Origin of the sequence: Subtercola frigoramans (assembly GCF_016907385.1) — a bacterium.
In the GTDB taxonomy this organism is placed as follows: Bacteria; Actinomycetota; Actinomycetes; order Actinomycetales; family Microbacteriaceae; genus Subtercola; species Subtercola frigoramans.
Map to the genome: position 1 here is coordinate 492,822 of NZ_JAFBBU010000001.1, position 14,355 is coordinate 507,176.

General features: G+C 64.2%; 13 protein-coding genes and 1 tRNA gene. 10 read left to right on the plus strand and 4 right to left on the minus strand.

The features are described 5' to 3' along the window. Window positions 1–2: 2 nt before the first annotated feature. Window positions 3–656: a TetR/AcrR family transcriptional regulator gene (locus JOE66_RS02405; RefSeq protein WP_205106547.1), complete on the minus strand. Its 654-nt coding sequence runs from the start codon at window positions 654–656 to the stop codon at window positions 3–5. 81 nt (window positions 657–737) lie between these two features. On the opposite strand from JOE66_RS02405, the gene JOE66_RS02410 reads away from it, so the two are divergent. Together JOE66_RS02410 and JOE66_RS02415 are read left to right on the plus strand one after the other, a co-directional pair. Beyond that, the gene (locus JOE66_RS02410; RefSeq protein WP_205106548.1) at window positions 738–1,493 is read left to right on the plus strand and encodes an SDR family NAD(P)-dependent oxidoreductase; all 756 of its coding nucleotides are present in this window, start codon (window positions 738–740) and stop codon (window positions 1,491–1,493) included. 163 nt (window positions 1,494–1,656) lie between these two features. Beyond that, window positions 1,657–1,733, plus strand: a tRNA-Arg gene (locus JOE66_RS02415). A 106-nt stretch (window positions 1,734–1,839) separates the two neighbouring features. On the opposite strand, the gene JOE66_RS02420 is transcribed toward JOE66_RS02415, so the two are convergent. Beyond that, window positions 1,840–2,379 carry a HEAT repeat domain-containing protein gene (locus tag JOE66_RS02420; protein WP_205106549.1) on the minus strand — a complete coding sequence of 180 codons (540 nt, stop codon included), beginning with the start codon at window positions 2,377–2,379 and terminating at the stop codon, window positions 1,840–1,842. 476 nt (window positions 2,380–2,855) lie between these two features. Here JOE66_RS02420 and JOE66_RS02425 point away from each other — a divergent pair, with 476 nt between their 5' ends. The 7 genes from JOE66_RS02425 to JOE66_RS02450 all read left to right on the plus strand — a co-directional run bounded on the left by JOE66_RS02425 (window position 2,856) and on the right by JOE66_RS02450 (window position 11,327). Then, window positions 2,856–3,635 (plus strand): glycosyl hydrolase, encoded by a 780-nt coding sequence (locus JOE66_RS02425; protein ID WP_205106550.1) that lies wholly within the window; start codon window positions 2,856–2,858, stop codon window positions 3,633–3,635. 462 nt (window positions 3,636–4,097) lie between these two features. Continuing rightward, window positions 4,098–5,474, plus strand: coding sequence for a pyridoxal phosphate-dependent decarboxylase family protein (locus JOE66_RS02430; protein WP_205106551.1), 1,377 nt, complete (start codon window positions 4,098–4,100; stop codon window positions 5,472–5,474). Window positions 5,475–5,523: 49 nt separating this feature from the next. Then, the gene (locus tag JOE66_RS17070; protein WP_239518198.1) at window positions 5,524–6,261 is read left to right on the plus strand and encodes a hypothetical protein; all 738 of its coding nucleotides are present in this window, start codon (window positions 5,524–5,526) and stop codon (window positions 6,259–6,261) included. 14 nt (window positions 6,262–6,275) lie between these two features. After that, complete coding sequence (locus JOE66_RS02435; RefSeq protein WP_307827013.1) at window positions 6,276–7,910, plus strand: phospholipase D family protein; 1,635 nt, start codon at window positions 6,276–6,278, stop codon at window positions 7,908–7,910. 289 nt (window positions 7,911–8,199) lie between these two features. After that, entirely contained in the window at window positions 8,200–9,360 is a 1,161-nt protein-coding gene (locus JOE66_RS02440; protein WP_205106553.1) for an LLM class flavin-dependent oxidoreductase, read from the plus strand. 31 nt (window positions 9,361–9,391) lie between these two features. Beyond that, a complete protein-coding gene (locus JOE66_RS02445; RefSeq protein WP_205106554.1) occupies window positions 9,392–9,922 on the plus strand; it encodes a flavin reductase family protein in 531 nt (176 codons plus the stop codon). A 40-nt stretch (window positions 9,923–9,962) separates the two neighbouring features. Beyond that, window positions 9,963–11,327, plus strand: coding sequence for an NAD-dependent succinate-semialdehyde dehydrogenase (locus tag JOE66_RS02450; protein ID WP_205106555.1), 1,365 nt, complete (start codon window positions 9,963–9,965; stop codon window positions 11,325–11,327). Window positions 11,328–11,393: 66 nt separating this feature from the next. On the opposite strand, the gene JOE66_RS02455 is transcribed toward JOE66_RS02450, so the two are convergent. Further along, entirely contained in the window at window positions 11,394–12,287 is an 894-nt protein-coding gene (locus JOE66_RS02455; protein ID WP_205106556.1) for an alpha/beta fold hydrolase, read from the minus strand. A 253-nt stretch (window positions 12,288–12,540) separates the two neighbouring features. On the opposite strand from JOE66_RS02455, the gene JOE66_RS02460 reads away from it, so the two are divergent. Further along, on the plus strand, window positions 12,541–13,476 hold the full coding sequence (locus tag JOE66_RS02460) for a lactate/malate family dehydrogenase (RefSeq protein WP_205106557.1): 936 nt from the start codon (window positions 12,541–12,543) through the stop codon (window positions 13,474–13,476). On the opposite strand, the gene JOE66_RS02465 is transcribed toward JOE66_RS02460, so the two are convergent. Continuing rightward, entirely contained in the window at window positions 13,473–14,288 is an 816-nt protein-coding gene (locus tag JOE66_RS02465) for an IclR family transcriptional regulator (RefSeq protein WP_205106558.1), read from the minus strand. The genes JOE66_RS02460 and JOE66_RS02465 overlap by 4 nt on opposite strands. Between the last annotated feature and the right edge of the window lie 67 nt (window positions 14,289–14,355).

Genomic DNA, 14,355 nt, shown 5'->3' on the forward strand with positions numbered 1-14,355 from the left:
CCTCAGGTGCTGAGGGGCCACCACGCGGGAAGCAGCTGGCGGTAGGCGTGAAGGAACGCCTCTGCGTCGCGGGGCTCGGGGGTGTCGAGCCAGGTGGCGATCGCCCCCACTGAACCGTCGGCGATGAATCGCGTTGCCATTTCGGTGAGCAGGATGGGCGACGTCTGTTCGGCTCGGCTGGAGTCTGCACGCTCGAGCGTGGCTCCGCTGTGGCCAGGAAGGGCTTCAACCGTGTCGTGGTCTTCGATTGTCACCGCCTGCAGGCTCACCAACAGGCGAATGGATGCTCCGAAGTGCGAACTGAGCATCGGGTGCAGGCTTGCAGAACCGCTCGTCTCATTGAGCCCGAGCGCGTAGACGCGTGCGTGCTCATCAACGTGGTGCAACACGGCGCGGGTGACCTCGGCCATCGCGGTGTCGGCCGTTTCTGCCGTCGCGTGCCGCAGGTGGCGCTCGCGGATCTCGTCGAGCTCCGTGCTCAGAACCAGCTCGAGCAGGCCCGAAGGAGACGTGGCGTGTTCATAGAACGTCGAACGGTTGACGCCGGCGAGAGCAGCTACTTCAGAGGCGGTGATCTCATCGCCCTGGCGCGATGCGGCCAGAGTCAGGATCGCCGTGCGGAGTTTCTCGCGTGATTTGAGTTGCCGAGCATCCATTTGTCAAGTTTACCCGACAACTGTCGGATAACGGGCGTACCATGGAGGTATTCATTCAGCACAGAAAGAAGTATGAAAATCATGGCTACCTATGATGTTGCAGGACGTTCCGCGATCGTGACGGGAGCCGGTTCGGGAATCGGGCGCGCGGTTGCCCTGGAGCTCGCCAAGAACGGCACGTCGGTGATTGTTTCGGATGTGCGGCTCGAGGGTGCGCGGGCGGTTGTCGACGAGATCCGCGCTGCCGGCGGCGTCGCCGAGGTTCTTGTGGGGGATGTGTCAGACCCGGCGTTCTCTGAAGCGAGCGTCGCGGCGGCGAATGCGCTGGCACCGCTTCGCATCGCGGTGAACAACGCAGGAATCGGCGGCGAGGCGGCTCCGATCGGCGAGTACTCGCTCGAGAGCTGGCGCAAGGTCATCGAGATCAACCTCAATGCCGTGTTCTATGGGCTCAAGTACCAGCTGCCGGCCATCGCTGCCAACGGTGGCGGGTCGATCGTCAACATGGCGTCAGTGCTCGGCAGCGTCGGCATTGCGTCGTCGTCGGCCTATGTCACCGCCAAGCACGGGCTGGTCGGGCTGACGAAGAACGCCGCGCTGGAGTATGGCGCGCGGAACGTGCGCACCAATGCCGTGGGCCCCGGCTTCATTCACACGCCACTCATCGATGCGAACCTCGACGCGGCCGCGCAGGAGTACCTCGCCTCGAAGCACGCGCTCGGTCGGCTTGGTAAGCCTGAAGAGGTCGCCGCCCTGGTTGCCTTCCTGGTGAGCGATGCTGCTTCGTTCATCTCGGGCAGCTATCACCTTGTTGACGGCGGGTACGCGGCGCAGTAACTCGCTTCGGAGGCTCCGCTTCGGGGTCGGTGACCGCTGCGTCACTGGCCCCCGCGGCGCCATGCTAAATTGATCACGTGGAGCCGCGAGGCACCGATGTGCGAGCAGCCGGCACTTTCGTGTAGTGTTGCTCCTTGTGTGAAAAACGTGTTTGATCACGCATGCGCCCGTAGCTCAGCTGGATAGAGCGTCTGACTACGGATCAGAAGGCCGGGGGTTCGAATCCCTCCGGGCGCACCACCGAAAACCCCCGCCTCGGCGGGGGTTTTCGTGGTTCAGTGCCGTGAATGCGCCGGGCAGGCCTGGCTCCTTCGCCATCGTGTAGGTCTGCGACGGTCGACGGCGTTCAGTTATTGTTCAAGCGGGCGCGCAGAGCATCGAGGGACTGTTGGGCGGCACGACGCACTTCTTTGTCGTGGTCGCGCAGCATGCGCTCGAGCGCATCGGCGCTGGCCGCGTCGCCGATTGCAGCGATCGCCCGTGCTGCGGCGGACCGAACGCGGGCGTGCTCGTCGGTGGTCAGCCGGGCGAAATCGTCCGGCGTGCCGAGGGAGCGTGTGGCGCACACTCTGGCCGCCATCTCGCGCACGCGCCACGACTGGTTGGTGAGCGCAGCCAGAACGGCCGGCGCAGCTGAGTCGTCCCAGACGTACAGAAGGGCACGGGCACCCCAGAGCTCGGGCCAGTACAGAGCCGGCGCTCCGGTCAGGATGCCTTCGGCGTGCGGGCCGCCGACGACACGCAGAAAGTCTTCGCCCTCGTATCCGCCGCGGAGGATCGAGCTGGCGCGACTCGCGACGCGAGACTCGCCGTCAAGCTTCACCTGCGCGTCGAGACGGGTCTCGAGAGAGTCGGTCGGGGTGGAGTGTGCATTGTGGTCTGCCATGGGTGAGACCAGACTAGTGCGTGCCTCTGAACGGGGCGCCGTCAGCGAGTGACGCGAATCGAAGCGAGGCGCAAGGCGGAAGGAGAGCTCCCATCGGCGGTGTGGGCGACGAGGAGATCGCGCAGATCACTGAGAGGTGCGATGCGCTGCAGGTGACACGTTGGCAGAAACGCCCAAACCTGCCTCGAGGACTCCTGCAGCTTCTTCCGATCCGTGTGACTTTCATCAGCCGGTAATGGCTACCCCCTCCCGAAAAGGGGTACCATAGCGATGGCAGTCAGCGCGGGGGATCTTTGCGCGGATCCGCTTGTGTTACATCTTGGGGGATTTCTGTGTCTGTACGACCACAAAAGTGGGCGATTGCGCTCGTCTTGGCGATCACCACGTCAGCGGTGCTTACTCCAGCTGTTGCCGGTGAGGCTCCGAGAGGTTTAGAGAGAATCATTCAGGTACCGCGCGCTGATGTACTTTCGACCATGACCATGACCATGACCATGACCACGACCACTGCCACGACTGCTCCGCTCTCGAAGGGCGTGGGTGCGTGGTATTTCCCAGGCGTGGGTTCGGCGTTGCCTGATTCCGGGGCTCGCTGGTATTACACATGGGTGCCGAAAGACAAATGGGTCTCGATCCCGAAGGGCATCGAGTATGTTCCGATGATCTGGGGTGCCGGCAACGTCAACAGCACCGACCTTGCCGCCGCGAAGGCGTCAGGTCACACGCTTCTGGGTTTCAATGAACCCGATGACGCGTACCAGTCGAACATGTCCGTAACGCAGGCACTGGACGCGTGGCCGAAGCTTCAGGCAACAGGTCTGACATTGGGCAGCCCAGCCACGGCGTACAACGCCGAGTTGGCAGGCTCGTGGCTTGATCAGTTCATGGCCGGGGCGAAGGCGCGAGGGTACCGCGTGGACTTCATCGCACTGCACTGGTATCGCTGGGATGGGTCGGTGACTAGCAGCGTGAGCAACCTCAAAAGCTTCCTCACAGCCGTGCACAACCGGTACGGGCTTCCCGTGTGGCTGACCGAATTCGCTGCCATCAACTTCACCGGAGGCACCCACTACGCGAGCGTCAGCACCCAGGCGGCGTTCCTGACGGCCGCCGCGAGCATGATGGCCAGCCTTCCGTTCGTGCAACGGTACGCGTGGTTCGCAATGCCCACCTGGACGCAAGCACCGACCGCCGCCCTCTACACGGACAACGCAAAAATCACCACCGTAGGCAAAGCATTCAAAGCCACACCCTAGCGTTTGCCCGTAGTTGGCCTGGATCGCGAAGCTGAAGCGTCTGTTCAAGTCGCCGACTTTCGTGATCGTTCGAGACTGTTACACGCGCCACGACAGGTGGGCCAGAGTCGCCAGAACGACCGGGAGAGCCGAGTCGTCCCAGACGTACAGCAGGGCGCGGCCCCGAGAGCTCGGGTCAGTGCAGAGCCCGCGCTCCGGCCAAGATGCCGTGGATGTGAGAGACGGGCACAACTCCAAGGAAGTCGTTGGTTTCGTATCCGCCTCGACCATCGACCAGGCGCGTCGCGCGACGTGAGCCTCCCTGTCTAGCTGCATCTGCGCGTCGAGACGCGCCTCGGGCGAGCTGGTCTGTGATGAGGGTGGTGCATTGTGATCGGCCAAAGGTGAGTTCAGACTAGCCATATCAACCGGCGCGATCGCTATACCCAGTCCGGAGCCGGTTCGAGGAGGAGGATTCCAGCGATGACCTTTCTGCCGAGTGAGTTCCATGCCGCGATGAACCGCGCACACGCGGGTGCGAGGGAGTGGATCGATTCGATACCGGGCAGGCGGGTCGCCCCCAGCGCGAACATCGACGAGATGCTTGCCGTGTTCAGGGGCCCGCTGCAGGAGCAGCCGACCGCCCCGGCCGACGTCGTCGACGAATTGGCGAGGCTCGCTGAGCCAGGGCTCATGGCCATGCCCTCCGGCCGGTTCTTCGGATGGGTCATCGGCGGCACGCTGCCCGCTTCGCTGGGCGCAGACTGGCTGGTGAGTTCCTGGGATCAGAACGCTGCAATGCGATATGCCTCGCCGGCGACCGCGGCGATCGAGCTGGTCGCGGGTGAATGGCTCGTCGACGTCCTGGGTCTGCCGCCCGGCTCCGAGGTGGGCTTCACCACCGGCGCGACAATGGCCAACTGGACGGGCCTGGCCGCAGCGAGGGCTTATCTGCTCGACCGGGTGGGCTGGGACGTGAACACCCAGGGCATGCAGGGCAGCCCACCGATATCCGTGCTCGCCGGTGCCGAAGGGCACACCTCTGTCGATCTCGCGCTACGGTATCTCGGCTTCGGTTCGCCGACCAGGGTGCCTGCCGACGAGCAGGGCCGAATACTCGTCGACGAGCTCAGGGTGGCTCTCCGCGCGAGCGAGAGCCCGGTCATCCTGTGCCTTCAGGCAGGCAATCTGCACTCGGGGGCCTTCGACCCGATGGCCGAGGCGATCACGCTCGCGCACGAGTATGGCGCGTGGGTTCATGTGGATGGTGCGTTCGGGCTGTGGGCAGCCGCAAGCCCGTCGCTCGCGCCGCAGCTGGCTGGTGTCGAGCGGGCCGATTCGTGGGCGACCGACGCGCACAAGACGCTCAACGTGCCCTACGACTGCGGTGTCGCGATCGTGGCTCACCCGGGAGCCGCGCGGGCAGCTCTCGGCACGCAGACCGCCTACCTGATGCGCGCGGAGGGAAACGCGCCCGACCCGATGGATCTGACCCCGGAGATGTCAAGACGGGCGCGCGGCGTTCCGGTCTGGGCGGCGCTGAAGCAGCTCGGCCGCTCCGGCCTGGCGAGCCTCGTCGACGGCCTGGTGTCGAACGCACAGGCGCTGGCGACTGAGCTTGCCACGCTGCCCGGGGTCTTGGTGCTCAACGAGGTGGTCTTCACGCAGGTGTGTCTGAGTTTCGGCTCCGACGACCGCACCCGCGAAGTGACGTCGAAGCTCATCGCCGACGGCGCGGTATGGATGTCCGGCTCACGCTGGCGCGGGCGCGACATACTCCGCATCTCTGTCAGCAACTGGTCGACCGATGCAGGTGATGTCGCCTTCTCGGTTGCGGCCGTACAACGGGCGATGCGCTGACGGCCGACGACAGTTGCCGCTGCAGACGCGCTCGTGAAAGTATGGGCCCGTGAAGACACCGGACGTACGTCGCTGGACAGGAATCTCGGCTCTCGCCGTCGCCGGATTTCTCGCGCTCGAGGTGCTGACCAAGTTGACCATCCCCGGTCGGCCCGAGCTGGATGCAGGGGATGCCCTGGTGCAGCACAGCAAGGACACCGCCGTACAGACCATCATCGTGATTCTCGCCGACACGTTCCTGATGGCATTCCTGATCGTCTTCTTTTCGTGCTTCCGGCAGTTGGTCACCGCAGTACGGCATGATCTCAGATGGATAGCGGACATCACTTTCGCGTCCGGAATCGTCTTCATCTCGGTCACCCTGGTGGGCGACTCGATGGATGGCGGCGCTGCCCTCGACGCGTTGGGTCTCGCCCCGGATCCCTCGGCCATTCGAACGCTGATCGTCGGGCACAGCATCATGTTCGGCTCGACCGGTGCCGTGCTCCTCGCGCTCTTCTCGGCGACTGCCGCCTACCTCACCTTCGCCTCGGGTGTTGTTCCGCGGTGGACAGGCATTCTCGCCTCCGCGACAGCCCTCTCGAACCTCGCCTGGGCTATCGTCGGTTTCAACGGCACATCGCCCAACCACTTCTTCGCCGTGGGCGGCATCGGGAACGCCCTGCTGGCCATCTTCCCGTGGCTCCTCTGGGTGGTCTGCGTCGGCATCACCACCATTCGCGGTGCCCGACACGGCATGTTGCGTTCGGGTGCACCGATCGGTGCCGCACCGGTTGTGGTCGATTAGAGACGAGGCATCAGGTGAGCGGCGATGATGCCGGTTCGTGGTTCCTGAGCCGGGCCGAGCGAGGAAACCTGGCCACAGAGGTGCATTCTGGTGCTGCCGGAGCGGCCTCATGGTCGCAGGGCAATCTCGTGCGCCCTCTCGTGCACGGGGCGAACTACTTCGCCCGTCTTCATGAGGAGTTGACAGCGCTCGGCGCCGGCGATCGGGTGTGGTTCACCGACTGGCGTGGTGATTCCGACGAGCGTCTGACGGCTGAAGGCCCGTCGATCGGTGACCTTCTCGCCAGGCTCGCCCGGTCGGGTGTCGAGGTTCGCGGACTCGTCTGGCGATCCCACGGCGAGCGCGTGTCGTCCCCGATCAGCGGCCGTTCGAACGAACTTCTGGGAAGGGAGATCAATGACGCCGGCGGAGAGGTGCTGCTCGACCAGCGGGTACGCCTGTTCGGTTCGCATCATCAGAAACTCTTCGTCATCCGGTATCGCGACGATCCCTCGAAAGACGTCGCTTTCGTCGGCGGGCTCGATCTCAGCCACAGTCGTCGGGACGACGCGGACCATGCGGGTGATCCGCAGGCTGTGACCATGGATCCGCGCTATGGCAGACGACCCCCGTGGCACGATGCGGCGCTCGAACTGCGGGGCCCGGTCGTTGCAGACCTGCTCGCCGTCTTCGCTGAACGATGGAATGATCCGCATCCACTCGACAAGCGCACCCCGTACCGGATGCTCGTGCAACGACTGGCTCACATGCCTCGCCATCCTCGGCCTCTCCCCGAGGCAGCGCCCCCGCCCCCGCCCGCCGGCCCGCATTCGGTCCAACTGTTGCGCACGTACGGGGTGAAACGACCACCCTTCCCGTTTGCACCCGAGGGGGAGCGCAGCGTGGCACGTGCCTACGCGAAGGCCTTCGCCAGGGCGCGCTCGCTGATCTACATCGAAGATCAATACCTGTGGTCGACGGAGGTCGCGGCTGCTCTCGCCGAGGCCCTGCAGCGCAGTGCCGATCTCACGGTGATCATCGTGGTGCCCCGCTACCCCGACTCGGACGGTCCTCTCACGGGTCCTCCGAAGAGGCTCGGGCAATTACGTGCTGTCGGGCTTCTTCACCGGGTCGCGCCCGGTCGGGTGGGCGTCTTCGACCTCGAGAACAGCGCCGGCACACCGATCTACGTGCACGCGAAGATCTGCATTGTCGACGACACCTGGATGACCTGCGGTTCGGACAACTTCAACCGACGTTCCTGGACCACCGACAGTGAGCTCACTTGCGCGGTTGTGGATGAATCAGGAGACAGTCGTGCGCAGTTCGGCGAGACCTCCGGGAGTGGTGCTGGGACCGGCTGGAGCGTCGCCGGGACGCTGGCGCGGGACCTGCGGGTGCAGCTCTGGTCCGAGCATCTCGGTGTGGATCGGGAGGACCCGTCTGTGCTCGATCCTGCCGCAGGCCTCGGGGTGTGGAATGCCGCGGCCGATGCACTCGACCAGTGGCACGAGTCGGGCCACTCAGGGCCGCGCCCTGAGAGCCGTGCGCGTCACCACCACATCGAACCGGTCACAGCCGCCCAGCGACTCTGGGCGGCTCCGGCCGGCCGCCTCATCGTCGACCCAGATGGGCGCCCTCGTCGGCTCAGGGGCACAGCCCAGTTCTAGTCCCGTCGGAAAGGTCTCGGGCTGGTTTTCGCGAGTCATTCATCGGGAGAGTCTCGATGGACCGACAGTGCCGAAGGTCACACGAGGAACTGTCGCCGGATTCGTTTGCGCGATCTGTTCAAATTCTGCACGCATCGCCAACTGGGCCGTCGGGCAAGAGAGTCTGGAGGTGTCGGATCTCCAGGTTGACGGGGACGAGGTGTTCAGAAATCGATATCTGCTGTCGCTGCTCGAGCGATACGACCTAGAGTGAATGTGGCAGCGCCGCCCAATGAAGCGAGGTTCGGTAATGGGACTCAAATTCGGTACCTTCATGGCTCCCTTCCACTGCCCTGCCGGCCAGAATCCGACCACCGCGTACCAGCGTGATCTGGAGATCATCCAGCACATGGATCGCCTCGGGTTCGACGAAGCCTGGATCGGCGAGCACCATTCTGCCGGCCAGGAGCTGATTCCCGACCCGATGGCGTTCATCGCCTGGCTCGCACCCCAGACGCGCGACATCAAGCTGGGCACGGGCGTTCTCTCACTGCCGTATCACAACCCCCTCTGGGTGGCCGATCGCGCATTGTTCCTCGACCGCCTGCTCCGAGGCCGCTTCATGCTGGGCATCGGCCCCGGTGCACTGCCGACGGATGCGACGATGGTCGGCATCACCCTCGAGGAACAACGCACTGCACTTGAAGACGACACGGATGTTCTGATGAGCATCCTGCGGGGTGAGAAGGTGACGGCGCGAACGAAACGCTACAACCTCGTCGACGCACACACACAGTTCGCGCCCTACAGCGACTTCGACATCGTGGTGGCCGCAATTGCCTCGCCAACCGGCCCGCGCGCCGCAGCCCGTCACGGCCTCGGGCTCATGTCGGTCGGTGCGACCGCCCAACGCGGGTTCGACGCCCTGGCGTTGCATTGGGATGTGATGGAGGAGCGCGCCCCCCGCTTCGGGCATGTTCCTGATCGTTCGAAATGGCGTCTGTGCGGACCGATGCATCTGGCAGAGACACGGGAGCAGGCCATCGAAGACGTCAAGTACGGTCTCGATGACTGGTCGGAGTACACGCAGCATGTTCTCGCGACCCCGCACTTCCGTGCTGTGGGTTCGACTTTCGAAGAGCGTGTGGAGTGGGTCAACGAGTCCGGACTGGGGGTGATCGGCACCGTTGACGATGCCATCGCCCAGATCGAACGACTGCAGAAGCAATCCGGCGGGTTCGGTTCGTACCTTCTCATCCACCACGAATGGGCACGGCACGCAGCGACCCTCAAGAGCTACGAGCTCTTTGCGGATCACGTGATTCCCCGGTTCCAGGGGAGCGCTGATCGCCTGGTGCAGGCGACCGAGTACGCCACCTCCCGGTGGGACGAGCTGGATGCCCCGCAGGCTGCAGCCATCCAGGCCGCGACCGACAGGTACGCCGCCGAACGCCTGGCTTCGCAGGCCTGAACCTCCTCTGAAACGACACAGGAGTCTCCTCATGATCACCCTCCAGCAGACGATCGATCGCGATCAACTCAGGCGTGCCTTCGGCTCGTTCCCGTCGGGAATAGCGGCGATCTGTGCCTACATCGACGGCAAGCCGGCGGGCATGGCTGCGAGTTCGTTCACGTGGGTATCGCTTGATCCGCCTCTCGTGTCTGTGTGCATCCAGAACGAATCGACCACGTGGCCGACCCTCCGGCAACGACCACGGCTTGGCTTGAGCGTTCTCTCCCAGTGGCACGACCAGGCCAGCAGGCAACTGTCGATCAAAGACGGAGACCGCTTCGCCGGGGTCGAGTGGGATGCAGGCCCCGACAACAGTGTGCTCATCCGGGGTGCCACAGCCTGGATGGAGGTGTCGATGTTTCAGGAGGTGCCTGCGGGAGACCATGTGATCGCCATCTTGCAGGTGCACCGATTCGACTGGGTTCCCAACACCCCGCCACTCGTCTATTACGGCAACAAGTTCCGCAAGATCAGCATGACCGCAGAAGAAGAGCTACACGCCACCGCAGAGCAGTGGTGATCATCCGCCACCCGGCGGATGCAGAACAGGAGAACAACAGATGTACAGAACTGTCGACCCGACGTCAGGCGAAGTCATTCGCGAATTCGCAGACCTGAGCGATGAGGAGGCGACGCACGCACTCGAGCGAGCCGATGCCGCCTATCGCAGCTGGTCCGCACTGCCGATTGGCGAACGCGCAGCGATAGTCGGGCAGATCGGGGCGCTCCATCGTGAGCGCACGGAGGAACTCGCCGAATTGATGACTCTCGAAATGGGCAAGCCGATCACGCAGTCCCGGGCCGAAGTGCAGCTCGCGGCGTCGATCTACGAGTACTACGGCCAGAAGGGCCCCGCCCTGCTCGCGGACGAGACGCTCGACATCGCGGGTGCCGGCGTAGCCATCGTGCGCACCGAACCCATCGGCGCCCTTCTGGGGGTCATGCCGTGGAACTTCCCGCTCTACCAGGTCGCCCGCTTTGTTGCTCCGAACCTCCTGCTCGGCAACACGATCCTGCTGAAGCACGCGAGCAACTGCCCGCAACTCTCCCTCGCCGTCGAGCAGATCGCGAGTGATGCCGGCGCCTCCAACGGTGAATATGCGAACGTCTTCGTCACCCACGGGCAGATCGAAGGAATCATCGCCAGCCCTCTCCTCCAGGGGGTCTCGCTGACGGGCTCCGAGAGTGCGGGTCGACGGATCGGCGGGTTGGCCGGCCAGAACCTGAAGAAGTGCGTACTCGAACTCGGCGGTTCAGACCCGCTGATCATCCTGCCCGGGGCTGACATCCCGCTGGCTGTCACTGCCGCCGCCACCGGGCGATTCTGGAACGCAGGCCAGGCGTGCACCTCGATGAAGCGCACGATCGTCTCCGAAGAGGTCTGGGATGATTTCTTCCCCCGCTTTCTCGAAGAAGCGTCGACCTGGCACACCGGAGACCCGAAGGATCCCGACACGAAGATGGGGCCGTTGTCGTCGCCCGGATCTCGCCGCGATGTAGCCGAGCTGGTCGATGACGCCGTGGCGAAGGGCGCGAAAGTGCATCTGGGCGGAACGATTCCTGAGGGTGATGGCGCCTACTATCCCGCCACTGTGCTCTCGGGAGTGACACCCGACATGCGTCTCTACCACGAGGAGATCTTCGGCCCGGTGGCCGTTGTGTACAAAGTCGCTTCGACAGATGCCGCGGTCGACCTGGCGAACGACTCGCCGTTCGGCCTGGGCAGTGCAGTCTTCGCCGGATCTGGAATCGAGGCGGACGAGGTTGCCGGTCGTCTGGAAGTCGGTATGGTCGGGGTGAACATGCTGATCAGGAGTGCCCCCGATCTGCCGTTCGGCGGCGTCAAGAACTCGGGCATCGGCCGGGAGCTGGGCCGCTTCGGTCTCGACGAGTTCGCCAACAAGAAACTCGTTCGTCGGGCGTGACGATGAGAGGGGTGCAGTGGCGGCGTGAAGCTGCGCTGCACCCCTCGATTCGGGCATCGATTCAGATCAGTCTTCGCTGAGGAAGTCCTCGAGCACAGCGTCGAAGGCGTTCGGATTCTGAAGGAAGGGGAAGTGCGAACTCGCAACCTCCGAAGGAAAGACGTGGAGCCGCGCACCGGGGATCGCGCTTGCAGTACTCGCCTGCGACCGACTGGAGACATGACTTCCTTCCGCGCCGATGACCAGTGTCGGCACGTCGATGCGAGGCAGCACGTCGCGCCAGTCCTGCACGGCGTGATCGAACAGGATCCGGCCGACGGCGTCTGCCGAGGAAAGGCGCATTCCCGTCACCAGAGTCTCGGCGACGACATCGTCGAGCTCACCGGTGTAGGTCCACGCGAGCGCGTCCGCGCTGATCGCGGCCGAATCGGAATTTCGCTGGCCGGCCACGGCCTGCTCGATCGTGGAGAGGTCCCACAGGGCTCCAGCATCGGCCTTCTCGTCATGTGACATCCAGGTCAGCAGTGCGATGGCAGATGGTTGGTCGACGATCACGAAGCGGCGCAGGAGCGAGGTGCCGAAGAGGTCGATGAACGACCACCAGACCGAGGCGCCCATCGACCAGCCGAATGCATCGAATCGATCCAGTTCGAGGTGTCCGACGAGATCTCTGACGTCGGCGGCAAAACGGGCGATCCGGTAGCCGTGCGGGGGTGTGGACGAAGACCCGTGCCCCCGGAAGTCCAGGGTGATGACTCGACGGCGGTCTTTCAGGCCGTCGAACTGGTGGTGGAACGCAAGCTGCGACTGGCCGAGCCCCGGGAGCATGACAAGCGGGATTCCGGGCCCGTCGTTGTCGCGGTAGCTCAGTTCGACTCCATCACTGGTGACGAACGAGTGGGTATCCCGTTCGGAGCCGCGATCGGCGCGCTCTGCAGAGACGGACGGTGACCTGTTCATGACGCTCCTTTGCGCAGACTCCTGCTGATCATCCAATAGTGCAGGGCGCAGCAGTTCGCGTCCAATATGGAATCGACAAGTATTGGTTCGCTTCCGGTCACAATAGGGACGATCTCGCGCGTCTGAAGTGTTCCTGGGCGCTCTCGTGCCACGACGACTGTGATCGTCTTCGTACCGCATGACGGGACGCACCTCAATGGAAGCATCGCCGAGCGTTCACACTGTGCTCACTGATCGACAACAAGGAGGACCTGTGAAAATTGGAGTCATCGGCGCCGGAGCCGTGGGTGCGGCCACGGTAACCTCGCTCATCCGGAGCGCCAGCAAACCCGACATCGTCATCATCGACCGTGACCGCAGCAAGGCAGTGGGCCTGGCCGTGGACATGACCACCGCGGCTGCAGTCTACTCATCCGCTCACATCGAATCCGGAGGATTCGACCAGCTCGCCGATGTCGACATCGTCGTTGTCACAGCTGGTGTCAACGAGAAGGCCGGCGGGGCGACCGACCGAACGGATGCTCGCGGTCGACTTGCTCTCATTCCCGCGAACGCCGAGATCTTTCGGGAGATCATCCCCCAGATCGTTTCGGTGGCCGGGGACGTGCCGCTGCTCATCGTGACTGACCCGCCGGATGCCCTGGCCGACCTTGCTCGAACCCTGGCCGGGCACGACCGCGTGGTCTCCACGGGCACGATCATCGACTCCTTGCGATTCCGCATCCGCATCGCGAGGGAGTTGAAGGTACGGACGGCTGATGTCGACGCCTATGTGCTCGGGGAGCACGGTACCTCTGCGGTGTTCGCATGGTCGACTGCACGGGTCGGTGGTGTTCCGGTGCTCGATCTGCTCAGCACGCCGAACACGTCTACAGCTGAGGTCATATCGAGGATTGAGACCGCAGTCAGATTCGGGAACATCGAGGTGATCGAGGGTATCGGGGCGAGTCAGCACGGAATCGGGGCCGTCGTCGGCCTCATCGTCGATGCCATGTTGCGAAACGAGAACGCAGTGTTGCCCGTCGCGTCTTTCATCGAGGAATTCGGTACGACGCTCGCGGTACCGTCGGTCCTGTCGAGCACAGGCGTCACCCGCACGCTCATCCCTCCGCTGTCCGCAGAGGAGCGCGCGGGACTCGAACGTAGCGCCGCGATCCTGCGGGACGCGCTTACAATGGAGGCCCGCTAGCGGCCAGCTGCCGTTCGTTCCCTGTTTCGCGAAGACACGGATGGTTTCTGGAGCGCGCCCGTCAGGGCGATGGCGGTCGTGATGACGGCCGGCGCGTATCGCTGGGCGATGGCCAGGTCGGTCGCGCCGGTCACCGAGACTGCTCCGACGACGGGGCCACCGGAGCCCGCGAAGACAGGTGCGCTGACACAGAACAGTCCGAGCCGCGATTCCTCCACGTCGTAGGCGACCCTGGCTCCGCGGACCCGCGCCAGCTCCTTGCGGAGTTCCGTCGGGTCGCAGATCGTCTGGGATGTCTGGGGCGTGAGCGGCCGCCCCAGTACATCGTCGACAAAAGCGGGGTCGCTGAAGGCGAGGATGGCCTTCCCGAGGGCAGTCGCATGCATTCTCGCCCTGCCGCCGACGCGTGAGTGCGGCACGCGGAGCGTTCGCGTAGTGATCTTCTCGATGTAGAGGATCTCATCGCCCTCCCGGATAGCCAGATTGCACGTCAGCTTGGTGGCTTCGTTCAACGCGTGTGCATACGGCAGTGCGATTTCGCGCAGGGTGCTCGACGCGGGTACGAGAGAGCCGAGTTCGAAGAGGCGCACACCGAGGGTTACTCCCCGTGGCCCCCGTTCCAGGGCCCCCCACGTGATGAGATCCAACACCAGCCGGTGGGTGGTCGATTTCGGAATGCCCGATCGCCGTGCCATTTCGCTGATGCTCAGAGGCTGTCTGGAGCTGTCGAAGAGGTCGAGGAGGGCCAGCCCCCGCGACAGTGAGGAAGCAGCTCCGTCACGATCGTCGTCCTGTTCTGCGGGACGCAGCATGGCGGGCCTCCTTGCCTCTCGGACATCATCGGAATGATTGCACACCTGGGAGGCAAAGTGAATACGA